We start from the raw sequence: 24,794 nt of genomic DNA on the forward strand, positions 1-24,794 counted from the left end.
TAAGCCAGGTCAACCAATTGATCCAAACAACCCAGATGGTCCAACATGGCCAACTGATAAGGGTGTTGATGATGTGAGCCGTACGATTAGCCGTACTGTAACCTATGTCACGGCAGAAGGTGTAGAAGTTGCACCAGGCTCAAGCAACACTGTTACCTTCGAACGTTCAGGTGAAATCAACCACGTTACAGGTGAAGTGACATGGCAAGCATGGACAGCTAAGGCCGGCGATGCGACCCTTGAAGGTAATCCATTACCTCTTGTGACAGGCTACTTGGCACAAAGCGCAACTAACAATGGCTCTGAAGTAGCTCCAAGTACTACAGCGGAAGCTATTGTAGCGACAGAAACAACTGGTAACATCACAGAAGAAGTAACTTATGTGAAACTTGGTTCATGGATTCCACAACCACCAACAGGTACAGTGGAAGTGCCACCAACCGTTTACCCGAACAATCCAGATGATCCGACCCAACCAGGTACCGATGTTCCAACGATTCCATACATCCCAGGCTACATCCCAGTTGGTCCTGATGGCTCTACCCCACTTGTTCCGAAGGTTCCAGGTGATCCAACCCAGGGTTATGAAGCACCACCAGTGCCAAGTGACCCATCAACGGATACACCAGTTCCATATATCAAGGCTTCACAAGTAGCTAGTGTGACCTTCGTTGATACAACAGATAACAGTACCAAGCACCGTCAAACCTTGACTGGTAAGACAGGAGATGCGTTCGGTTATGATCCAGCAGCTAAGATCAAGGAATTCGAAAACCAGGGCTACACTGTTGTCAACCGTGATAACTACAGCTCAACAGGTAGCTTCGATACCATCGATGGCAACTCTCAAGACTTCGTCTACGAGTTGACACCGAAGGTGAGCCCAATCACTCCAGATAATCCAGGTAAACCAGGTCAGCCAATTGATCCGAACAACCCAGATGGTCCAACCTGGCCAACGGATAAGGGTGTTGATGATGTGAGCCGTACCATCAGCCGTACTGTAAGCTATGTCAAGGCAGAAGGTGGCGAAGCTGCACCAGGTTCAAGCAACACGGTTACCTTCGAACGTTCAGGTGAGATCAACCACGTCACAGGTCAAGTGACATGGCAGGCATGGACAGCTAAGGCCGGCGATGCGACCCTTGACGGTCATCCATTACCTCTTGTGTCAGGCTACCTAGCACAGAGTGCAACCAACAATGGCACCCCTGTGGCACCAAGCACCACAGCTGATGCGGTTGAAGCGACAGAAACAACCGGAAACATCACAGAAGTAGTCACTTATGTGAAACTTGGTTCATGGATTCCACAACCACCAACAGGTACAGTGGAAGTGCCACCAACCGTTTACCCGAACAATCCAGATGATCCGACCCAACCAGGTACCGATGTTCCAACGATTCCATACATCCCAGGCTACATCCCAGTTGGTCCTGATGGCTCTACCCCACTTGTTCCGAAGGTTCCAGGTGATCCAACCCAGGGTTATGAAGCACCACCAGTGCCAAGTGACCCATCAACGGATACACCAGTTCCATATATCAAGGCTTCACAAGTAGCTAGTGTGACCTTCGTTGATACAACAGATAACAGTACCAAGCACCGTCAAACCTTGACTGGTAAGACAGGAGATGCGTTCGGTTATGATCCAGCAGCTAAGATCAAGGAATTCGAAAACCAGGGCTACACTGTTGTCAACCGTGATAACTACAGCTCAACAGGTAGCTTCGATACCATCGATGGCAACTCTCAAGACTTCGTCTACGAGTTGACACCGAAGGTGAGCCCAATCACTCCAGATAATCCAGGTAAACCAGGTCAGCCAATTGATCCGAACAACCCAGATGGTCCAACCTGGCCAACGGATAAGGGTGTTGATGATGTGAGCCGTACCATCAGCCGTACTGTAAGCTATGTCAAGGCAGAAGGTGGCGAAGCTGCACCAGGTTCAAGCAACACGGTTACCTTCGAACGTTCAGGTGAGATCAACCACGTCACAGGTCAAGTGACATGGCAGGCATGGACAGCTAAGGCCGGCGATGCGACCCTTGACGGTCATCCATTACCTCTTGTGACAGGCTACTTGGCACAAAGCGCAACTAACAATGGCTCTGAAGTAGCTCCAAGTACTACAGCGGAAGCGGTTGAAGCGACAGAAGCAACTGGTAACATCACAGAAGAAGTAACTTATGTGAAACTTGGTTCATGGATTCCACAACCACCAACAGGTACAGTGGAAGTTCCACCAACTGTTTACCCTAACAATCCGGATGATCCGACAAAACCAGGTACAGACGTTCCAACGATTCCATACATCCCAGGTTATATCCCAGTAGGACCAGATGGTACAACTCCATTGACTCCAGTCGATCCAGCAGATCCAACGAAGGGTTATGAAGCACCACCAGTACCAAATGATCCAACAACAGATACAACGATTCCGTATGTGAAAGCAGCTCAAACAGGTAGTGTGAAATTTGTGGATACTAGCGATAATTCCGTTAAATTCACAGAAGCACTCAATGGTCAGACAGGAGATGAGTTTGGCTATGATCCAGCAGCTAAGATCAAGGAATTCGAAAACCTCGGCTACACCGTAGTTAACAGTGATGGCTACAGCCCAACAGGTACCTTCGATAACATCGATGGCAACTCCCAAGACTTCACATACGAGTTGACACCAAAAGTAAGCCCAATCACTCCAACTGATCCAGGTAAACCAGGTCAACCGATCGATCCGAACAATCCAGATGGTCCAAAATGGCCAACTGATAAGGGTGTTGATGATGTGAGCCGTACGATTAGCCGTACTGTAACCTATGTCACGGCAGAAGGTGTAGAAGTTGCACCAGGCTCAAGCAACACTGTTACCTTCGAACGTTCAGGTGAAATCAACCACGTTACAGGTGAAGTGACATGGCAAGCATGGACAGCTAAGGCCGGCGATGCGACCCTTGAAGGTAATCCATTACCTCTTGTGACAGGCTACTTGGCACAAAGCGCAACTAACAATGGCTCTGAAGTAGCTCCAAGTACTACAGCGGAAGCTATTGTAGCGACAGAAACAACTGGTAACATCACAGAAGAAGTAACTTATGTGAAACTTGGTTCATGGATTCCACAACCACCAACAGGTACAGTGGAAGTTCCACCAACTGTTTACCCTAACAATCCGGATGATCCGACAAAACCAGGTACAGACGTTCCAACGATTCCATACATCCCAGGTTATATCCCAGTAGGACCAGATGGTACAACTCCATTGACTCCAGTCGATCCAGCAGATCCAACGAAGGGTTATGAAGCACCACCAGTACCAAATGATCCAACAACGGATACAATTATCAACTATATTCCAGTTACTCCAGATACTCCAGAAGAACCATCTAAACCGATGAACCCAGCTGCTCCTGAACCAGCTCGTCCAGGAACACCTGCAACCCCTTCAAGTGCATCTCCAGGCCAATTGCCAAACACTGGTGAAGCTTCATCTTCAGCAACTGTACTTGGTGCAGCAATGCTTGTAGCAGCTCTTGCACTTGTTGGAAAACGTCGTCGCAATAAGTAAGAATAATCAATTGTATTTCAATTTATCCTTCCTATTTATTTGATTGCATCGATAGAAAGGGGAAGATTCGCTTTCCTTTTAGTAAGAGGTTCTACTATCTGATATATCTAGTCATATAGAGGCTCTTTGTCAACTGTAGTGGTTAGACGAAAAGCTAACACCTAGGGGCTGGGCAAAAACTAGCCACTCGCATATAAAAAACGAGCAATTCCAATTAGGAGTTGCTCGTTTTCGGCTTTTTGGGGGCTCTTTGTCAACTGTAGAAGGTCGACCCATTTAACACCGAGAGAGGACAGGAATTGTCTTCTCTCGTTTTATGTTTACAGCAATGAAAATGCGAGTTTTGAAGTTTTCAAAGTTTCTGAAGCCAAAAGCATTGCGCTTTATGACCTTGATGAGATTGTTGGTAGCTTCCTGTTTAGCGTTTGAGAACGGCAGTTTTAGGGCGTTGACAATCTTGTCCCTGTCCTTCAAAAATGTTCTAGAAACTGTCTGAAAGACAGGATTGACGCTGGAAATCGTCTCCTCAATCAGTCCAAAAAACTGGTCATCTTGCTTCTCTTGGAAGTGGAAGAGCAAGAGTTGATAGAGCTCGTAATGTTCCCGTAGTTCTTGAGAATAGCTGATTAGTCTAGCGACAATCTCCTGATTAGTTAAGTGCATGCGAAAGGTCGGACGATAGAAGCGCTTATCACTAAGTTTACGGCTATCTTGTTGTATCAATTTCCAGTAGCGTTTCAAGGCTCGGTATTCGTGCGATTTTCTGTCGAACTGATTCATAATTTGAATACGGACACGGTTCATAGCACGGCTGAGGTGTTGTACGATATGAAAGCGGTCAAGTACTATCTTGGCATTTGGGAGTGAAACAGTCTGGGAATAGACTGTTTCAGCCTAAGCTTAGAATTGACAAAGTGAAGGTGGTTGTTCTCCCAAAGTTTTGAGGGAGCCAAGTCGACAGCTGTCATTCTGAGTCTTTTAGAAACTGCTAAGCGACATGGACTAGATGCAGAGAAATATATGACCTATTTTCTAGAACACTTACCTAACGAGGAGACGCTCACAAAAAAAGAGGTGCTAGAGGCCTATTTTCCATGGGATAAAAAAATTAAGAGGGCATGTAAATAGAAAAAGCTTCCAGAGTCGACAGGACTTTGGAGCCTTTTTCAATATACTTTGTTATTGGGCGGTTACAGTTGACAAAGAGCCAAAAAATGAGAGAACGAAGTTCGTCCTCTCTAGGTGTTAGCTTTTCGTCTACCCACTACAGTTGACAAAGAGCCATTATTGTTTTGCTAAATCACTTTACTTTCTTCTCTTTAAAAAAATAGTAGAAGCAAATACCGCTAAACCAGCAATCAAGATCGCAATTGATGAAGATGAACCAGTATTTGGAAGGATAGAGTTAGATTTCTTAGGTTTAGCTGAATCACCATTAGCAGGTGTAACAGAAGTCGTCGTTTCTTCAGAAGTTGTAGTTTCTTCGGAAGTTGTAGTTTCTACAGAAGTAGTTGTTTCTTCGGAAGTCGTCGTTTCTTCAGAAGTAGTAGTTTCTTCAGAAGTCGTCGTTTCTTCAGAAGTTGTAGTTTCTTCGGAAGTTGTAGTTTCTACAGAAGTAGTTGTTTCTTCGGAAGTCGTCGTTTCTTCAGAAGTAGTAGTTTCTTCAGAAGTCGTCGTTTCTTCAGAAGTTGTAGTTTCTTCAGAAGTAGTCGTTTCTTCAAAAGTTGTCGTTTCTTCAGAAGTTGTAGTTTCTTCAGAAGTTGTCGTTTCTTCAGAAGTAGTTGTTTCTTCGGAAGTCGTCGTTTCTTCAGAAGTCGTCGTTTCTTCAGAAGTTGTCGTTTCTTCAGAAGTAGTTGTTTCTTCAGAAGTCGTCGTTTCTTCAGAAGTAGTTGTTTCTTCAGAAGTAGTTGTTTCTTCAGAAGTTGTAGTTTCTTCAGAAGTCGTCGTTTCTTCGGAAGTCGTCGTTTCTTCAGAAGTGGTTGTTTCTACAGAAGTCGTCGTTTCTACAGAAGTCGTCGTTTCTTCGGAAGTCGTCGTTTCTTCGGAAGTCGTCGTTTCTTCAGAAGTAGTCGTTTCTACAGAAGTAGTCGTTTCTACAGAAGTAGTCGTTTCTACAGAAGTCGTCGTTTCTTCAGAAGTTGTTGTTTCTTCGGAAGTAGTTGTTTCTTCAGAAGTAGTTGTTTCTTCAGAAGTAGTTGTTTCTTCAGAAGTAGTAGTTTCTTCGGAAGTAGTCGTTTCTTCGGAAGTCGTTGTTTCTTCAGAAGTAGTTGTTTCTTCAGAAGTAGTCGTTTCTTCGGAAGTAGTTATTTCTTCAGAAGTAGTAGTTTCTTCAGAAGTAGTAGTTTCTTCAGAAGTAGTCGTTTCTTCAGAAGTAGTCGTTTCTTCAGAAGTAGTTGTTTCTTCAGAAGTAGTCGTTTCTTCGGAAGTAGTTGTTTCTTCAGAAGTAGTTGTTTCTTCGGAAGTAGTTGTTTCTTCAGAAGTTGTTGTTTCTTCAGAAGTAGTTGTTTCTTCGGAAGTCGTCGTTTCTTCAGAAGTAGTCGTTTCTTCAGAAGTTGTAGTTTCTTCAGAAGTTGTCGTTTCTTCAGAAGTAGTTGTTTCTTCGGAAGTCGTCGTTTCTTCAGAAGTCGTCGTTTCTTCAGAAGTTGTCGTTTCTTCAGAAGTAGTTGTTTCTTCAGAAGTCGTCGTTTCTTCAGAAGTAGTTGTTTCTTCAGAAGTAGTTGTTTCTTCAGAAGTTGTAGTTTCTTCAGAAGTCGTCGTTTCTTCGGAAGTCGTCGTTTCTTCAGAAGTAGTTGTTTCTTCAGAAGTAGTGGTTGTTGTAGTTTCTTCTACAAATACGTTTGTAAACTTAGCAGCATCAGATGTCACCTTTGCAACAAGTTGACCGCTATTATCTGTGACAGTTACTGAGACTGTTTTAACGTTTGTATCATAAGTCACACCAGTTGCAGAACCTGCAACCTCTTCGATAGTGTAGGTGTAGTCACCAGTTTTAGTGAACTCGATTTCATCGAAAGTGATAGAACCGTCAGCATTATTTGTTGCACGACCAACTTCTGTACCTTCTGAATCTTTGAGTACAAACTCAAACTCACCATCAACAAGCTCACGACCTGTCAATACTTTTGTTGCAGTGATCGAAAGACTGGTCGGTTTGATTGAATAGTTATTTGTAAAGGTAACTGGATCTGAAGTGATACGAGCTTGGAGCTTTCCATTTACACTTTCAACGTGCACGGAAACAGTTTTTACAGAGCTGTCATATGTTACTCCAGGTACTGAACCAGCTACTTCTTCGATTGTAAAGGTGTAGTCTCCTGCTTGACCAAAATCAATTTTATCAAACTCAATGGAGCCATCAGCAGTATTGGTTGTGCGACCAACCTCTATACCATTTGAATCTTTCAATACAAATTCAAACTCAGCAGCCTCAAGCTCTCTACCTAACATGGTTTTCTGAGCGCTAATTGTAGCTTGTGCTGGAACTGTATTAAAAGTATTTTTTAAAGTTATTGGATTCGAAGTTATAGTAGCCTCAAATTGACCATTTTTCTCAATTACTGAAACAGAAACTTTGTGGGTGGAATTATCATACGATTACTCTCGAGTTTAGATTTGATACGGATGATGTAAATCTGGACGGAGTTGGTCTTGTTAGGGCAAATAATAATGAGATTACAAAGGTATTGCAAGCTAATCTGTCTAACAATATTGAAGTGACGAAATGGTCCAATACCAATATTCAAGGGACCATTCAAGCAGCAGAAGGTCACGAAATTGTTCAAACAAGTATCCCCTACAATTCAGGTTGGACAGCCTTTGTAGATGGAAAAGAAGTAGCGATTAAGAAATCGCTTGGTAGCATGATTTCATTCCCGATAACACCAGGTGAACACGAAATTGAATTACGTTACCAACCTAATGGAATGTTACTTGGTACGGTTATTTCGCTTTTATCACTATTTTCTTTATACTATATTCAAATTAGAATCAAGAATAAGTCACTTTAAATCTAATAGAAATAAATTGCATCCGAATAGTATAATTTGTGAAAAAATAATTAAAAGATAAAGTTAATTTGATAAATTTTATAAGAAAAATCCATGAACTAGATTTTCATGGATTTTATTTTGTCTTCTGTTGGGGTGACGCGGAGGGTCTTCTGACCGCGGTAGGTCACAAATCCTGGCTTGCCACCTGTTGGTTTATGGAGTTTTTTGGCTTCAATCATATCGACTTGGACCAAGTTAGAATGCCTTGCCTTGGAGAAGTAGGCGGCCAACTCAGCTGCGTCTGTCTTGACCTCGTCACTTGGGTCCAAGTTATCGGTAATGACCACATGGCTACCTGGAATGTCTTTGGCATGGAACCAGAGTTCGCCTTTCTTGGCCATTTTGAAGGTCAGCTCATCATTTTGCAGGTTATTTTTTCCGACCAGAATAATGGTCTTTCCGTCCGTCGCCAAGTAACGTTCAGGTTTCTGGCGCTTATGGATTTTCTCACGGTGGCGACGCTTGAGATAGCCTGTTTCAATCAATTCCTCGCGAATCTCATCAATTTCAGCCAGACTAGCCTGTCCCAGCATGGTGTCAACGGACTCTAGATAGATGATGGTCGCCTTGGTTTCCTCAATCAAGTTGGTCAGGTGCTTGACCGCCTCCTTGAGTTTCTGATACTTCTTGAAGTAACGCTGGGCATTTTGGCTAGGAGTCAAAGCCACATCCAACTCAATCTCCAGCTCCTCGCCCGTATAGTAGTTGTCTAACCGCACACTTGGCTGGTCATTTGGCACCTGATGCAGATAGGTGGTCAAGAGCTCGCCCTTTTGTCGCACCAACTCCGCCGTCTCCGTATCCGCCAATTCCTGCTCCTGCTTGACCAGTTTCTTGCGATTTTTCTCCAACTCACTGGCTACCCGTTTGATCAGCTCATTGGCCTGCTGGGCCACCCGATCCCGCTCCGCCTTGTCCTGATAGTAGAAGTCCAGCAGACTGCTCAGGCTCTCAAAGTGTGGCTGTTTTTCAGGGCTATTGGCAAATGGCAGAGCAGCATAGGATTTGTCTGTCAGGCTAGGCTGAGTTGCCTGGTCAAAAAAGGCACGGAAGTTCTTGAGGCGGTCTGTCTGCAAATGACTGGCCAGTTCAGAAGCCGTATCCCGACCCAAACCTTGAAAGAGCTGTTGGAGATTTTTTGGACTCAGTTCCTGAGTCGATAAGATTTCAAACAATTTCTCATCAGACACCGTATAAGGATTGAGAGAATGCGTCTCCGGTGGACGAATGTAGGTGGAACCTGGCAAGATGGTCCGGTAGGAATTTTGCGAGAAACCAACGTGCTTGATAGCCTCGATAATCCGTTGTTCAGACTTATCCACCAAGATGATATTGCTGTGCTTGCCCATGATTTCCACAATTAAGGTTGCTTGGATATGGTCGCCAATCTCGTCCTTGTTGGACACCGAAAATTCTAAAATGCGGTCATTGTCCAACTGACGAATCTCCTCGATAATGGCTCCCTGCAAGTATTTTCGTAAAATCATGGTAAAGGTATTGGGCACCTTGGGATTGGTAAAGTCCGACTGGGTCAGCTGAACCCGTCCGAAAACCGAATGGGCAGACAGGAGCAACTTATGGCTCTGACGGTTGCTGCGGATGTTGAGGACAATCTCCTGTTCAAAGGGCTGGTTGATTTTCTGAATCCGCCCACCTTCTAAATTGGCCTTTAACTCAGCCGTCATGTGATGTAAAAAAAATCCGTCAAAAGACATGGTTTTCCTCTTTCTAATAGCTATAACTCAGTCTAGTATATCATATTTTGATGTTTTTGATGAGACAGGTAGTCCCTACTAACATAAAAAGTTTTCAGAAAATTTAATCAAAAGTATTGACAAAGACTGATGGATGCCGTATAATCGTCTGTAATCAGAAGAAGTAGTAAAGCAGAAGTCTTAAGGGAGCCCATGGTGCTGAGAATGGGTGGCGGAGTTTTATGAAATGGGCTGATGTGGATTGTTTATGACGAGAGCTAACGAAGGTTTCAGCCAAAACAGTCACGCAAATGAACTTAAAACAATGATAGTTCGGTCCGCACACCTTACAGTGCAACTCCTTGTTAGAGGAGATGAGATATGGGAAGATTCTAGACAATTCCCATAAGTGAGGTGGCACCGTGTCATTGACGCCCTCGCAGGAAGTTTTTTCCTGCGGGGGCTTTTTCCTTTAGTCATTCAGTTTATCTTTTATTACGTCGTTAACTCGCTTTGCCGTACTTTAGTACTGCCTGCAGCTCGTTGCCTAGTACTAAAAGCAAACTGAAAGACTATTATCTAAACGAGGTAATCATGATGAAACGATGGCGATGGTGGAATAAAATTTTGATGACGTAGAGATTGGAAATTGTGTTTTTTAAAAGGAGAATGAATATGTTGAAAAATAAAAACTTACTTGCTACAATTGTTGCCCTTACTGTTATGGTAGTTGCTGCTTTATTTATGACGCAAAAAGAGCAGAGTAATTCATCTACATCAACGGAGAAAGTTAAGATTGGGGTTCTTCAGTTTGTAACCCATGATTCACTAGATGAGATTTACAAGGGAATCAAGGCTGGACTGGAAGAGGGAGGCTATTCAACGACGGATAATTTGGACATTGATTTTATGAATGCTGAGGCAGACCAGTCTCAAGTTCAGACCATGAGTAAAAAATTGGTGGACAATGGCAATGAGCTCTTGATCGGTATCGCGACACCTGCTGCACAGGGGTTGGCAAATGCTACGACAGAATTGCCTATCATCATGGGGGCAGTGACAGATCCAGTCGGAGCCAACTTGGTCAAAGACTTGAAAAATCCTGGTGGGAATATCACTGGTGTGTCTGACCAAACACCTGTAGCAGACGCTGTTTCCCTTATCAAGGAAATCACACCAGAGGCAAAAACAATCGGTGTCCTCTATTCTTCAAACGAAGACAATTCAAAAATTCAAGTAGCAGAGTTTAAGGCGGCAGCAGAAGAAGCAGGCTATACTGTCCTTGAATACGCAGTTGCTTCAAGCAATGAGTTGGCATCCACAGTAGAAGTTGCGACTAGCAAGACAGATGTTCTTTTCACACCAGTTGATAATACAGTCGCATCAGCATTTTCAACAGTCGTTTCTGTGGCAAATAAAACCAAAACTCCGATTTTCACCAGCGTAGAAGATATGGTAGAAGGCGGTGGTATTGCATCTGTAACCCTCAGCCAATATGACTTGGGTGTGGCAACAGGTAAAATGGCTGCGAAAATCTTAGACGGTGCAAATCCTGGTGATACACCAGTCCAAATCTTCAAAGAAGGTACGGTCGTTGTTAACCAGAAAGTTGCAAAAGAATTAGGTATCAGCTTGTCAGAAGAGATTATCAATAAGGCAAGCAAGGTTATCGAATAAAACAAAGGAAAGTTATGATTGTATCAACAGTATCACAGGCTCTTTTATGGGCTGTACTAGGAATGGGAATATTCGTTACCTTTCGGATTCTGAATTTTCCTGATATGACGACAGAGGGCTCTTTCCCGCTTGGAGGAGCGGTTGCTGTTACCTTATTGACGCAAGGAGTCCATCCTGTATTGGCAACGCTAGCAGCCGTTTTGGCAGGCTGTTTGGCAGGTTTGGTCACAGGCTTGCTCTATACAAAGGGGAAAATCCCTACGCTATTGGCAGGTATCTTGGTCATGTCTTCTTGTCACTCCATTATTCTCTTTATCATGGGTCGGGCAAATTTAGGCTTATTAAATACCAGTCGATTGCAGGACTTGCTTCCCTTTTCTGAGCAAGTGAATGGTCTTTTGCTTGGTTTGGGAAGTGTTGCCCTAGTCATTGGAGCCTTGATGTTCTTCCTCTATACTCGCCTGGGTCAAGCCTTTATCGCGACGGGGGACAATCCAGATATGGCTCGCAGTTTTGGTATCAATACCAGCAGAATGGAGCTGCTTGGCTTGATTCTTTCTAATGGGATTATTGCTCTTGCGGGTGCCTTGATTGCTCAACAAGAAGGTTATGCGGATGTATCCCGTGGTATCGGGGTCATCGTAGTTGGGATGGCTAGCTTGATTATCGGTGAGGTCTTGTATGGAAATTTGACCATGTTGGAACGGTTCTTGGCCATTGCGGTGGGTGCCATCTTCTATCAGTTCTTGATTTTGGTGGTTATCTCCCTCGGTATCAATACCAGCTACCTCCGTATCTTCTCAGCCATGATTTTGGCAGTTTGCCTCATGGTTCCTGAGTTGAAAAATAAAGTCTTGAAAGGAGCCAGCCTGTCACGATGAAAGCAATTGTTGAATTAAAAAATGCCACCAAGGTGGTGACCAACGGTTTTGATGAAGAGCGCGTGATTTTGGACAATGTCAATTTGACCATCTACCAAGGGGATTTTATTACTATTTTAGGTGGCAATGGTGCTGGGAAATCAACCCTCTTCAATGTCATTGCTGGTACCCTGCCCTTGACAAGTGGTTCGGTCCACATACTCGGTGAGGATGTGACCAACTGGCCTGCTGAAAAACGGGCCAAGTATCTGGCTCGTGTCTTCCAAGATCCTAAAATGGGAACTGCACCGCGGATGACAGTGGCAGAAAACATGCTCATCGCCAAGTATCGTGGTGAGGGGCGAGGCTTGGTGCCACGTAGATTGGTCCAAGAAAGGGAAGAATTTGCCCAGCTTTTGCCGAGAGTGGGAAATGGTTTGGAAAAGCATTTGGACACACCAGCAGGGCTTTTATCAGGTGGGCAAAGACAGGCCTTGAGTTTGTTAATGGCTAGCTTGAAACAACCAGAGCTCTTGCTCTTGGACGAGCATACTGCCGCTCTCGACCCTAAAACTAGCCAATCCTTGATGCAACTGACGGATGAATTGATTGCGACCAAGGGAATGACAGCCCTCATGGTTACTCACCAGATGGAAGATGCTCTTCGCCATGGTAATCGCTTGATTGTCATGAAGAATGGTCAGATTATACAAGACCAAACGACTGAAGAGAAATCCAAGATGAAGCTAGAAGATTATTATAAGTTGTTTGACTAAAGTCTGGAGCAATCCAGGCTTTTCTTATCCTTTGAATTATTGGTTAAAAAGAAGTATAATATATTGAATATGTCAAGGGGTAGCCTTATGGATAAATTGGTTTTTGAAAGCTTAGCTGACTTGGGAATGGACTACACCATTGTAGAGCATCCACCAGCTCGGACAACTGAGGAAGCAGACTCTTACATTGAAGGGTTAGAAGGAGTACGGACCAAGTCCATGTTTCTGACTAATAAGAAAAAGACTGCATTTTATTTACTGATTATGGATGATCAAAAGCAACTAGATATGGACCAATTTCGTGATTTGGTGGGAGCCAACCGCATTCGGATGGCATCGAGTGATAGCTTGATGGAAAAAATGCACTTGCCTACGGGTGCGGTATCTGTTTTTGGCTTGTTACATAATGTTGATAAGGATATTCAAGTCTTTTTTGATAAAGAAATCCTTTCTGAACCCATTCTAACCTTCCACCCCAATGTTAATACGAAAACGATTTTTGTAAAGACAGAAGATGTTTTGCGTTTTGTAGAAGAGATTGGCTTTTCAGCAACGATTGTTGACTTGGGGTAACAAAGATGAGAAAATGTTTAGCTATTTGTAGTCTGTTTTGTTGTCTATTTTTGGTAGGATGTCGGACAGGAGCAGCTTATCAGGCAAAGATTGAGCCGATGGAAGCATCGGAATTATACTCGGAAAAAGAAATTCAGGATGCTGTAGTTGTCGTTCAAGATTACTTTGATAAGCATTTTAAGAGTTGCCAATTATTGACCATTGGATACGGTGGCGATGATGAAAAGTTATTTGATGACTGGGCTGAAAACTATGGTGCAGAGGAGGCTATAGTGTTAACCTCTTCTTTCAAGGTAGCCGCTGAAGGGGCAGAACCAACCTTGGAACCAAATAGTATTCATCGGGATTGGAAATGGATTTTAGTGCGGAATGTTGGTGGAAAGTGGGAACATAGGGGGCACGGCTACTGATTTTAGGAGAGAACTCTGTTGAATTTCAGCAGAGTTTTTTGTAAATTTTCTTGAAAAATTGTATAATAGAAGCGATAGCTATTTAGGTATTTCTATTTAAAAGTTGCGTTGATGGTTGAATATAATTTTGAACCAAGGTGTGTCTTTTGCAAATAGAGCTCCGACATAGCAGACTGTAATTCGACTTGGGTTTCCCAAGGACCGTTGGTAAGAAAAATAAACTGGACACCTGTGGGATGTCCAAAAAGGAGAAAAAATGAGTAGCATAAAAATCATGGCTCTCGGTGGTGTACGTGAAAACGGAAAAAACCTCTATATTGCTGAAGTCAATGAACAGATTTTTGTATTGGATGCGGGTGCCAAGTATCCAGAAAATGAGCAGTTGGGTGTTGATGTAGTTGTTCCCAACTTTGATTATTTGGAAGAAAACAAGCACCGTGTAGCTGGAGTCTTTTTGACACATGGACACGCTGATTCGATTGGAGCTTTGCCTTACCTATTGGAAAAAGTGAAAGTTCCTGTTTTTGGCTCACACTTGACCATTGAATTGGCAAAATTGATTGTCAAGAATAATAATTCAACCAAGAAGTTTAATGATTTCCATATCATCAATGCCGAAACGGAGATTGACTTTGGAGATTCAGTCGTTTCTTTCTTTAAAACGACTCACTCAATTCCTGAGAGTTTAGGAATTGTTGTCAAGACAGACCAGGGAAACATCGTTTATACAGGTGACTTTAAATTTGACCAAGCTGCTGATAAATTCTATCGTACAGACTTTGGTCGTTTGGCTGAAATTGGTTCAGAGGGCGTTTTAGCTCTCCTTTCGGATTCTGCCAATGCAGATAGCAATGTTCAGTCAGCAAGTATGCATGAAGCAGGCGAAGAAATTCTTAATACGATTGCAGACTGCGAAGGTCGTGTGATTGTAGCAGCTGTAGCAAGTAACATTGTCCGTATCCAGCAAATCTTTGATGCGGCTGAGGCTACAGGTCGTCGTGTTGTTTTGACGGGGCACGATGTGGAAAATATTGTCCGTACCGCTATCCAATTGAAAAAACTTCGATTGGTTAGCGAACGTCTTTTGGTCAAGCCGAAGGACATGGGCAAATACGAAGACCATGAATTGATTATCCTGGAAACGGGCCGGATGGGTGAACCCTTGAACGGGCTTCGTAAGATGGCCATTGGTCGCCACCGTTATGTCGAAATCAAGGAAGGTGATTTGGTTTACATCGTTACGACACCAAGTATTTCCAAGGAAGCAGTCGTAGCTCGTGTTGAAAACTTGATATACAAGGCTGGTGGAACGGTCAAATCCATTACTAAAAACCTGCGTGTATCTGGTCATGGTAATGCCCGTGATTTGCAGCTCATGCTCAATATCCTCCGTCCTAAGTATCTCTTCCCAGTTCAAGGGGAGTACCGTCAGCTAGATGCCCATGCCAAAGCTGCGCTTGAAATCGGCATGTTCCCAGAGAATATTATTATCGTCAAGCGTGGGGATGTCATGGCTTATGAAGATGGTGATTTTGTCCATAGCGGAGCAGTTCCTGCTGGTGATGTCATGATTGACGGAAATGCCATGGGAGATGTTGGAAATATTGTCCTTCGTGACCGTAAAATCCTCTCAGAAGACGGTATCTTTATCGTAGCAATCACTGTCAACCGCCGTGAGAAGAAAATCATTTCCAAGGCCAAGGTCAATACACGCGGATTTGTCTATGTCAAGAAGAGCAAGGATATCTTGCGTGAGGCATCAGATTTGGTTAATGCAACGGTGGAAAATTACTTCACCAAGGATAGTTTTGACTGGACAGAACTCAAGAGTGCTGTTCGCGATGACTTAGCTAAATTCCTCTTTGACCAAACCAAACGTCGCCCAGCCATTTTGCCGGTGATTATGGAAGTGAAATAGAGTTTTATAAATGCAAAGAGCCCAGGGCAACCCAGGCTCTTTCTACATAAGGAGAAACATATGGCAATTATGAAAATTGAATACCATTCTGAAGTTTTGGATATGTCCAGACAGGTCACGGTTTTATATCCCGACCGAAATCGTGTGGAAAATCCTGATGATAACGACATTCCTGTCCTATATCTCTTGCACGGAATGGGAGGCAATCAGGATTCCTGGCTCAATCGGTCGACTATTGAACGCTTGGTCCGTTATACTAATCTGATTGTTGTTATGGTCAATACAGACAAGGGGTGGTACACCAATACCACCTATGGTATGAATTATTATGATGCCATAGCGATTGAGTTGCCTCAAATCCTCAAGCGATTTTTCCCCAATATGTCTGACAAGCGGGAGAAGAATTTCATTGCTGGCTTGTCTATGGGGGGTTATGGGACTTTCAAGATTGCCATGATGACCAATCGCTTTTCTTACGCCGCCTCACTTTCAGGAGCCTTACAGGTTGATTTTACCAGTCCATCTGCCTTGGAATTAGGTAGTCCTGACTATTGGAAGGGTGTTTTTGGAGATTTCAATGACCCAGAAAATCCAAATCTTTTGACCAATTTTTGTAGACTTTCGGACAAGAAGACTAAATTTTATGCCTGGTGTGGTGATGAGGATTTTCTATTTGAGGGGCATCAAAAAGCAGTTCGAGAGCTGGAAGAACAGGGATTTGATATAGAGGCAAGTTTCGGACCTGGTAAACATGAGTGGTATTATTGGAACCAGCAGATTGAGAAAGTCTTGGCTTGGCTGCCCATTGATTTCAAATTAGAAGAAAGATTGTCCTAGAATTTAAGAAAAATTTCAGAAAATAACTCTATACTGAAATCTATTTCTAGAGTGAGGTATAGTGTATGAAATTTTTTGCTTCAATTTTTAAATTTATCTGGCGAACAGTTTGGAGCTTGGTTTGGCTCTCAATGGTTTTAATGGCATGTGGTTTGGGGATGTTGTTCTATTTTCAACAGGAAGCTGCGCCACAGATGCTACAAACTTTGGCTCAGGAAGTACAATTGATGGTCAAAGGTCAATCCGAGGTCAGTATTGAAGAGGGTGTTGATACCATTAAACACCTGACGACTGATACGGTTAATACAGCTGACCATGGACGCTGGGAAACCAATACTGCGACTGTCTATATTGAAACCCAAAATCCAACATTTAGGACTGCCTATGAAACGGCTATTGCCAATTGGAATGCGACCGGTGCCTTTACCTTAGTCCTTACCACAGATCCAAATCAGGCGGATATTATTGCAACAGAGATGAATGATGGCAATACCCAGGCGGCAGGTGAGGCCAATTCAACGACCAATTTATTGACCAATTATTATAGTTCGGTGACAGTTCGCTTGAATAGTTATTATCTGCTGAATGAAGAGTATGGTTATGATATGGATAGGATTATCCATACAGCTGAACATGAATTGGGTCATGCCATTGGTTTGGATCATGATGATAGTCAGGCTTCTGTTATGGAATCGGCCGGTTCTAATCATGGTATTCAGCAAACAGATATTGATGCCGTAGTGGCCTTGTATTCAGAATAGAAGGGAAAATATGTTTCGAACAATTACGAATACGATAAAACGTTACCCAGAGCAAGCTCTGCTCTTTCTCTATAATGCTGGGATTTTTGCATGGTTGCAGTCTACCAGTCATTCGATAATGGAACAAATCGGTATAGATAGCAGCTGGTTTGATAAAATTCCAGAACCTATCAAGGCATGGACAGGGGCGAGCATAGAGAGTATGCAAGCCTTGCTCAATTCTTCGGCTTGGGGCTGGCTGATTGTGTCCATGATCTTGATGGTTGCCATTCGCTTTGTCAAAGGTGTGATAAAATTTGTCATTATGCTGATTATTATTGGTGGTGGTCTTTATCTACTTTGGCAGAATAGGGAATTACTTAGCGGTTTGGTCTAAATATTTTTTTGAAAAGGACAGTGGCTGAAAAGTCGCTGTTTTTTGCTGAAATCAGAAAAAGGATTCCGCACTGTTACCCTAAATTATGGTACAATATTTTTATGATTATTCTAAGTGGAAACAAGATTGAACGCTCATTTGCGGGCGAAGTATTATTTAACAATATCAACATTCAAGTGGACGAGCGGGATCGGATTGCCCTTGTCGGAAAAAATGGAGCAGGCAAGTCTACTCTGCTCAAAATCCTTGTCGGTGAAGAAGCAGCGACAAGCGGTGACATTTCAACCAAGCGTGATTTATCCCTTTCCTATCTGGCACAGGACAGCCGTTTTGAGTCGGAAAATACTATCTACGATGAAATGCTTCATGTTTTTGACGATCTGCGGATGACAGAAAAACGCCTGCGGTCTATGGAAGAGCAAATGGGCAGTCTTTCTGGTAATGAACTCGACCAGCTCATGAAGACCTATGATAGTCTGTCGGAGGAATTTCGTCTGGCAGGTGGTTTTAGCTATGAGGCGGATATTCGTGCCATTTTGAACGGTTTCAAGTTTGACCAGACCATGTGGGATATGAAAATCTCCGAACTCTCTGGCGGTCAGAATACTCGACTGGCTCTGGCAAAAATGCTGCTTGAAAGCCCAGAACTCTTGGTGTTGGACGAACCTACCAACCACCTAGACATTGAAACCATTGCTTGGTTGGAAAACTACCTCGTGCATTACAAGGGAGCCTTGATTATCGTCAGCCATGACCGCTATTTCTTGGACAAGGTGGCGACCATAACGCTGGACTTGACCAAGCATTCCTTGGACCGTTATGTGGGTAATTATTCTCAGTTTGTCGAGCTCAAAGAGCAGAAGTTGCAAACGGAATTGCAAAACTATGAAAAGCAACAGAAGGAAATTGCCAAGTTAGAAGACTTTGTCCAGAAAAATATCGTCCGTGCTTCGACCACCAAGCGCGCTCAGGCTAGACGCAAGCAGTTGGAAAAGATGGATCGATTGGACAAGCCAACAACTGGTCAGAAGTCTGCCAACATGACCTTCCAGTCGGACAAGACTTCTGGAAATATCGTTTTGACAGTGGAAAATGCTGCGGTTGGCTACGATGGAGATATCCTGTCTCAGCCCATTTCCATTGACCAACGGAAACTCGATGCTATTGCCATTGTCGGCCCGAATGGAATCGGAAAAACAACCCTGCTCAAATCAATCATCGGAGCTCTGCCATTTATCAAAGGGGAAGCCAAGCTCGGTGCCAATGTGGAGGTGGGTTACTACGACCAGATCCAGTCGGCCCTGACACCTTCCAACACCGTCTTGGAGGAGCTCTGGTCAGCTTTTCCGACCACACCTGAAATGGAAATCCGCAACCGCCTTGGAGCCTTCCTCTTCTCAGGTGATGACGTCAAAAAGTCCGTGTCCATGCTGTCTGGTGGGGAAAAAGCCCGCCTGCTCCTCGCCAAGCTGTCCATGGAAAACAACAACTTCCTCATCCTCGACGAGCCGACCAACCACCTGGACATTGACAGCAAGGAGGTCCTGGAAAATGCCCTCATCGACTTTGACGGCACCCTGCTCTTTGTCAGCCACGACCGTTATTTCATCAACCGCGTCGCCACCAAGGTCCTCGAAATCTCGGAAACGGGCTCCACGCTCTACCTGGGCGACTATGATTATTATTTGGAGAAAAAGGCAGAGCTGGAAGTAGAAGTCCAGCCTGACCAGCTAGAAACCACCAGCCAATCAGCCGGAGCAATGGACTATCAAGCCCAAAAGGAAAACCAAAAAGAGCAACGCAAACTGGCCCGCCGCATCGAGCAAATTGAGGCAGAAATTGAGAACATCGAAAACCGCCTAAGCGAGCTCAACCAAGCCATGCTAGAAACCAACGACATCGGCCAGCTGACCGATTACCAGAAAGAAATCGACCAACTGACAGCCCAACAAGAAAGCCTTATGGAAGAATGGGAAGTATTATCCGAGCAGATGGGTTAGGTTGACAGGGAGTTGACAATAGGTTCAAACCCTTGATAGAACAAGCTTGCAAGCCAGTCTTGCGGAGTTAGCAAGATAACCTTTCGCTAAAAAAGTCCAGAGCAAGCCAGTCTTTCTTGGCAAACATCGGGCAACAAGCTAAGATAAAATCAGGACCTGCCAGACAGGTTCCTGAAAGGAGAAAGAAATGAACTTTGGACAGCAAATCAAAGACTTACGAAAAAAGAAAGGCTTAACTCAAGAGCAGTTTGCCCTCAAACTCAATGTGACCAGGCAGGCCGTTTCCAACTGGGAAAATGACAAAAATCTGCCTGACTTGGAGCTCTTGATTCTCATGTCCTCTGTCTTTTCGATCTCCTTAGATCACCTTATCTTAGGAGGAACTGACATGAACAACATGACAGAAAAACTTGTAAAAGACGGTCGTGAAGGCCGCCGTACCCAGATGCACCTGACCATTACCATAATTGGTAGTTTTCTCATGCTTCTCGGATTCGTCTGCTTTGTCATCAAGGCAAACTCGGTCGAGTATATTGATGCCGAGGGCATTCTACATGAAAATTTTTATCTCGTTCCAGTCGGCTACTTGCTGGTCTTTACAGGATCCATTGCCACGCTCCTATCAGGACTAGCCCTGCATCGCTTTAGAAAAGAATACAAATAAGATGATCAAACACCAACGTTTTGCTAATAGCGACCAATTTTTCGCCTGTCCACATTGTGGGCAGGCTCTTGGTCTTGACCAGAGCAGTCTTCGCTGCCCCAACCGCCACACCTTTGACATCGCCAAGCAGGGCTATGTCAACCTAGCACCCCAGGTCAAGCAGTCCGCCAACTACCACAAGTCTAGCTTTGAAAACCGCCAGGCCTTTTTAGAGGCGGGCTATTACGACCATCTCTACGAGGCTTTGGAGGGAAAAATAGCAGAGCTGGGATTGCGGTCTGTCTTGGACATCGGCTGTGGAGAGGGCTTTTATTCCCGCAAATTAGCCGAGAAAATGGACTTGGACATTCTTGCTTTTGATATTTCCAAGGATTCTATTCTCCTAGCAGCCAAATCTGACAGGACCAAGTCGGTCAAATGGTTTGTCGGTGACTTGACCAAGTTACCCATTCAAGACAAGACCATTGACGGGATCTTGGACATCTTCTCCCCAGCTAATTATCAGGAATTTGCCAGAGTGCTGAAAGCTGGTGGGGCTATTCTCAAGCTGGTCCCAGGTCCCAATCACCTCAAGGAGCTCCGCCATTTAGCCAAAGACCAACTCCGCAAGGAATCCTATGACAACCAGGATATCGTGGACCATTTCAAGTCTTACCTGGGGCAGGTGGAGCAAGTGCTAGTCAGTCGAACCATGCCCATAACTGTCGCTCATGCCCAAGTATTGGCAGACATGACACCCCTCTTTTTCCAAGTGGACCAGTCCAAGCTGGATTTGGGGCAATTAACGGAGATTACAGTTGAGGGAGTGCTTTTGGTAGGAACGATATAAAAAATGAAACCGCCTCTGGATGCCAGAAGCGGTTTATTATGATGTCTTTCAAAAGGTACTTTGATCCCCCTCAAAAAAACTAAAGTATTGAAAGGTAAAGAGTTCGATAACACAAAATAGGATATTCAATTTTGCAAAACATGTAAAAACGTTTCCAAAAAACTAAACAAAAAGCGCAAAAAAAAAGCAAATTCAAAAACTATTTCAAACATTTTTTAGGAAAAATTGAAAACGAAATCAAGGTTATTCGGTGAATATATCGATTCAATAACATTGACAAAATATGATGTAGTCGTGTATAATGGAAAGGTTATCGAATTTAAAAACATTAGTTAGTTTATATATTAACACAAGAAGTGGCTCGCTGTGTTTTTGGTTTTAAAAGTAATATAATAGGAGAAAAATATATGCTCAGAAAAAACAGGAACAATATTACCGAAGTATCTCGAAAAAGTCGTGTAAAAATGCATAAATCCGGTAAGCACTGGGTGAGGACAGTCATGTCGCAAATCGGTTTGATGCGTATTGGAGGCAAGTCTTCGGCAAGTTCAGCCGAGGTCAACCTTGCCACTGTAAAACGTTCAATGACAGCAAGCCAATTGTTACGCGGGTTAGCAGCAGCGGGAGCTGTTGTGGGTGGGAATGTCGCGGTTGAAACCGTTATGGCTTCTGAAGTTATCGCGACATCAGAGACAAGTACATCAACCTTGGCAGAAGCAGATACTGTCGTGTTGACGACAGTTGTCGATTCAGACTCAATTTCAGTAAGCTCCTCGGAATCAGCATCGATTTCCGAATCAGCGAGTCAATCTGAGTCAACTTCAGCATCGGAATCGACATCGATTTCGGAGTCTGAATCGCTCAGTTCATCAGAGTCCGTATCGAACTCAGAAAGTCAATCGGCTTCAGAGTCGCTCTCTGTTTCAGAATCAACTTCTGTATCACATTCGGAATCTGAATCAGCATCGACTACGCCATCAAGTTCTACAAGCTCTGAAACCAGTACAAGTGAATCATCAGCAAGTGAAACAGGTTCGGAAACCAGTGCGAGCGAAACAGGCGCTACAACTGTAGCAGAAGAAAAGCAAACCTTAGAGCAAGTTGTTTCGGAAGCAGAGGTTTTAGTGCAAATCGCAAGTAACCAAACTGCACCAAGTCAAGCCTTGCTAACTGCAATTGGAACCAGTCGTGATCAGCTGCTGTTGGCTCAAACCATCTTAGGAGATGCGGATGCAACTGCGGCTGACCTTGCTACCATTATCAGCAGTTTGCAAGCAAGCAACCAAGCAATTGGTCTTTTGTTGTTGGAAAATGATGAAGACGGAGTGATTACTTTTGCTCTTAATACTTCAACGACAGCAACGCTTAAAGTTGGCGAGGGTGAGGGTATCTTAGTTGATACACTTTCAACGGCAACCCCTGAAATGACAGATGCTAAAGGGGCGAAAGTGACTGATTTGACATTTTCATCGCCATATGCTAGTACAAGTGTAGCTGGTTGGCATACATTTAGTTATACAGCAACAGATACTTATGATCAAAACCATAAGAGTTCAGGCGGTACAGCTTTAAATGCTTATATTCGCTATTCATTAGACGAAGATCCAAGTACTTACACAGTACTGGCAGAATTGGTAAGTAAAACTGGCACAGTATTAGAGTCTTATAAAATTGATCCTGGATCTAGTGCAACCTTTACTTATCCAAGCACTCTAGATACTGATAACTCACCAATTACTATTACCTATGACACTTCCTTGGCAACAGCTTCAGGAATTCCTGGTGGATTAAGGTTTAGTACCAGCTCGGCTAATGTATATGGGACTACATTGGTGCCAACATATACACTAAATACCACCTATTATAAAACAACAGACGGTACCATTATTGCTACCTATTCTGTCATGACAATTGGTGGTCAAACAGTGACACCATCTGGCGTTCGTTCATTTGTTGGTTATGACCATTCCACGACCACAAATGCCACTTCAACCAGAGCTTTGACTCCAGGTACTACCTATATGCACGCTAAGGTTGAAGAACAGGGAACGAAAACCTTGATTACAGTCATTGATGATCAAGGGACAATCAAAAGAAGTTTATATTATCGTGATCCAACCTATACAGGTACAGTTGATTGGAATGGTACAGATACGACTGGATTTATCAAGATATTTGAAACAAGTGAGATAAAAGCTTCGACTTCAACATCAGGGACTAATTATAATACTTATTCGACTATTGAACCAAGTTATACAACGACCACTTACAATGGGCAACGTATTATGGTCTTCTACACTAGTCCAGCTCAAAATTGGCGTTTAATCGGGTACTGGACAGGGGGAGCAGCTCAAGGTGGGACTCAATATGGCAGGTTTTACTTTGGAAGACAGTCGTTGGATAGAGCTGGTAACTGGGGGCTTTGGACGCCTGGCTCTAGTTCGACTGGTGTGGGAGATTATGGAACTCAATATGGTTTAGGAAATCCTTTGTCTACCTCTGTGAATGAGACAACTCATTGGTATACAGTAGATCAATCAGAGTCTCAGTCGCTTTCAAACTCTAACTCATTGTCCTTGTCTGAATCTGAATCAACTTCTAACTCAGAATCAACATCAAATTCAGAATCTATCTCAAACTCTGAGTCACTATCTAATTCTGAATCAACATCAAATTCAGAATCAATTTCAAATTCTATTTCAGAATCAGTAAGAGAATCCGTCTCCGAGTCTATTTCAGAATCAGTAAGAGAATCTGTCTCTGAGTCTATTTCCGAATCAGTAAAAGAGTCCGTTTCTGAGTCCGTCTCCGAATCAGTAAAAGAGTCCGTTTCCGAGTCCGTCTCCGAATCAGTAAAAGAGTCCGTTTCTGAATCTATCTCAGAATCAGTTTCTGAGTCAGTATCAGAATCCATTTCTGAATCAATCTCTGAGTCAGTATCTGAATCAATCTCAGAATCAGTGTCTGAGTCAGTATCAGAATCCATTTCGGAATCAATCTCAGAATCAGTATCTGAATCCATCTCAGAATCAGTAAGTGAATCAGTTTCAGAATCCATTTCAGAATCCATTTCAGAGTCAGTATCAGAATCAATTTCTGAATCAATCTCAGAATCAGTATCTGAGTCAATCTCAGAATCAGTTTCAGAATCAGTCTCTGAGTCTGTATCTGAATCCATTTCAGAGTCAGTAAGCGAGTCAGTATCTGAGTCAGTATCAGAGTCGATTTCAGAATCTGTATCAGAATCCATCTCAGAATCAGTAAGCGAGTCAGTCTCTGAGTCCGTATCAGAATCCATTTCAGAATCGGTATCTGAATCAATTTCTGAGTCAGTATCAGAATCGATTTCCGAATCTGTATCAGAATCCATTTCAGAATCGGTAAGCGAGTCAGTATCAGAATCAATCTCAGAATCAGTAAGCGAATCCATTTCTGAATCGGTATCTGAGTCAATCTCTGAGTCAGTATCAGAATCCATTTCAGAATCAGTATCAGAGTCGATTTCCGAATCTGTATCAGAATCAATTTCAGAATCAGTAAGCGAGTCAGTCTCTGAGTCAGTATCAGAATCCATTTCCGAATCAGTATCAGAGTCGATTTCCGAATCTGTATCAGAATCAATCTCAGAATCGGTAAGCGAGTCAGTTTCAGAATCAATCTCAGAATCAGTAAGCGAATCCATTTCAGAATCTGTATCTGAATCTGTTTCAGAATCCATCTCAGAATCCGTTTCAGAATCCATCTCAGAATCAGTCAGCGAGTCAGTCTCTGAGTCAATTTCCGAATCCGTATCAGAGTC

Annotated in this window: 17 protein-coding genes and 3 pseudogenes; 17 read left to right on the forward strand and 3 right to left on the reverse strand. The window is 43.4% G+C overall.

Annotation, left to right across the window (positions count from 1 at the left end; translation table 11 throughout):
• The coding region (locus ACEE44_RS09715) for a mucin-binding protein (protein ID WP_449172086.1) at window positions 1-3,571 on the forward strand (3,571 nt) is incomplete at its 5' end.
• Window positions 3,572-3,847: 276 nt separating this feature from the next.
• Here the strand turns inward: ACEE44_RS09715 and ACEE44_RS09720 are convergent.
• Window positions 3,848-4,432 (reverse strand): annotated as a pseudogene (locus ACEE44_RS09720) (transposase); the annotation flags it as partial.
• A gap of 60 nt (window positions 4,433-4,492) precedes the next feature.
• On the opposite strand from ACEE44_RS09720, the pseudogene ACEE44_RS09725 reads away from it, so the two are divergent.
• Window positions 4,493-4,699 (forward strand): annotated as a pseudogene (locus ACEE44_RS09725) (transposase domain-containing protein); the annotation flags it as partial.
• 177 nt (window positions 4,700-4,876) lie between these two features.
• Here the strand turns inward: ACEE44_RS09725 and ACEE44_RS09730 are convergent.
• Window positions 4,877-7,126: a Spy0128 family protein gene (locus ACEE44_RS09730; RefSeq protein WP_449172097.1), complete on the reverse strand. Its 2,250-nt coding sequence runs from the start codon at window positions 7,124-7,126 to the stop codon at window positions 4,877-4,879.
• Between the two features lie 38 nt (window positions 7,127-7,164).
• Between ACEE44_RS09730 and ACEE44_RS09735 the strand changes: the two genes are divergently transcribed.
• The gene (locus ACEE44_RS09735) at window positions 7,165-7,578 is read left to right on the forward strand and encodes a YfhO family protein (RefSeq protein WP_449172098.1); all 414 of its coding nucleotides are present in this window, start codon (window positions 7,165-7,167) and stop codon (window positions 7,576-7,578) included.
• Between the two features lie 98 nt (window positions 7,579-7,676).
• On the opposite strand, the gene ACEE44_RS09740 is transcribed toward ACEE44_RS09735, so the two are convergent.
• Complete coding sequence (locus ACEE44_RS09740) at window positions 7,677-9,335, reverse strand: Rqc2 family fibronectin-binding protein (protein ID WP_449172087.1); 1,659 nt, start codon at window positions 9,333-9,335, stop codon at window positions 7,677-7,679.
• A 657-nt stretch (window positions 9,336-9,992) separates the two neighbouring features.
• Between ACEE44_RS09740 and trpX the strand changes: the two genes are divergently transcribed.
• From trpX to ACEE44_RS09810, 14 genes and pseudogenes are all read left to right on the forward strand, one after another.
• The gene (gene trpX, locus ACEE44_RS09745; protein ID WP_449172099.1) at window positions 9,993-10,991 is read left to right on the forward strand and encodes a tryptophan ABC transporter substrate-binding protein; all 999 of its coding nucleotides are present in this window, start codon (window positions 9,993-9,995) and stop codon (window positions 10,989-10,991) included.
• 14 nt (window positions 10,992-11,005) lie between these two features.
• Window positions 11,006-11,872 carry an ABC transporter permease gene (locus tag ACEE44_RS09750; protein ID WP_105117426.1) on the forward strand — a complete coding sequence of 289 codons (867 nt, stop codon included), beginning with the start codon at window positions 11,006-11,008 and terminating at the stop codon, window positions 11,870-11,872.
• On the forward strand, window positions 11,869-12,627 hold the full coding sequence (locus ACEE44_RS09755) for an ABC transporter ATP-binding protein (protein WP_099831179.1): 759 nt from the start codon (window positions 11,869-11,871) through the stop codon (window positions 12,625-12,627). The genes ACEE44_RS09750 and ACEE44_RS09755 overlap by 4 nt, the downstream gene beginning before the upstream one ends.
• 87 nt (window positions 12,628-12,714) lie before the next feature.
• On the forward strand, window positions 12,715-13,200 hold the full coding sequence (locus tag ACEE44_RS09760; protein ID WP_449172088.1) for a prolyl-tRNA synthetase associated domain-containing protein: 486 nt from the start codon (window positions 12,715-12,717) through the stop codon (window positions 13,198-13,200).
• A gap of 5 nt (window positions 13,201-13,205) precedes the next feature.
• Window positions 13,206-13,610, forward strand: a complete 405-nt coding sequence (locus tag ACEE44_RS09765) for a hypothetical protein (protein WP_449172089.1) — start codon at window positions 13,206-13,208, stop codon at window positions 13,608-13,610.
• Between the two features lie 256 nt (window positions 13,611-13,866).
• The gene (locus tag ACEE44_RS09770; protein WP_449172090.1) at window positions 13,867-15,528 is read left to right on the forward strand and encodes a ribonuclease J; all 1,662 of its coding nucleotides are present in this window, start codon (window positions 13,867-13,869) and stop codon (window positions 15,526-15,528) included.
• Between the two features lie 60 nt (window positions 15,529-15,588).
• Window positions 15,589-16,365 carry an alpha/beta hydrolase gene (locus ACEE44_RS09775; RefSeq protein ID WP_449172091.1) on the forward strand — a complete coding sequence of 259 codons (777 nt, stop codon included), beginning with the start codon at window positions 15,589-15,591 and terminating at the stop codon, window positions 16,363-16,365.
• A gap of 65 nt (window positions 16,366-16,430) precedes the next feature.
• Window positions 16,431-17,126 carry a M57 family metalloprotease gene (locus ACEE44_RS09780; RefSeq protein ID WP_449172092.1) on the forward strand — a complete coding sequence of 232 codons (696 nt, stop codon included), beginning with the start codon at window positions 16,431-16,433 and terminating at the stop codon, window positions 17,124-17,126.
• Between the two features lie 10 nt (window positions 17,127-17,136).
• Window positions 17,137-17,502: a hypothetical protein gene (locus ACEE44_RS09785; protein ID WP_449172093.1), complete on the forward strand. Its 366-nt coding sequence runs from the start codon at window positions 17,137-17,139 to the stop codon at window positions 17,500-17,502.
• A 101-nt stretch (window positions 17,503-17,603) separates the two neighbouring features.
• Window positions 17,604-19,502, forward strand: coding sequence for an ABC-F family ATP-binding cassette domain-containing protein (locus tag ACEE44_RS09790; RefSeq protein WP_449172094.1), 1,899 nt, complete (start codon window positions 17,604-17,606; stop codon window positions 19,500-19,502).
• A gap of 187 nt (window positions 19,503-19,689) precedes the next feature.
• Entirely contained in the window at window positions 19,690-20,166 is a 477-nt protein-coding gene (locus ACEE44_RS09795) for a helix-turn-helix domain-containing protein (RefSeq protein ID WP_449172095.1), read from the forward strand.
• A gap of 1 nt (window position 20,167) precedes the next feature.
• On the forward strand, window positions 20,168-20,995 hold the full coding sequence (locus tag ACEE44_RS09800; protein ID WP_449172096.1) for a putative RNA methyltransferase: 828 nt from the start codon (window positions 20,168-20,170) through the stop codon (window positions 20,993-20,995).
• 407 nt (window positions 20,996-21,402) lie between these two features.
• Window positions 21,403-21,537: pseudogene (locus ACEE44_RS09805) on the forward strand (KxYKxGKxW signal peptide domain-containing protein); the annotation flags it as partial.
• Between the two features lie 2,418 nt (window positions 21,538-23,955).
• Window positions 23,956-24,794 (forward strand): DUF445 family protein (locus ACEE44_RS09810; protein ID WP_449172100.1); only part of this gene is annotated, 839 nt, incomplete at its 3' end.

It is taken from the genome of Streptococcus sp. 32226D021BW (genome assembly GCF_053545015.1).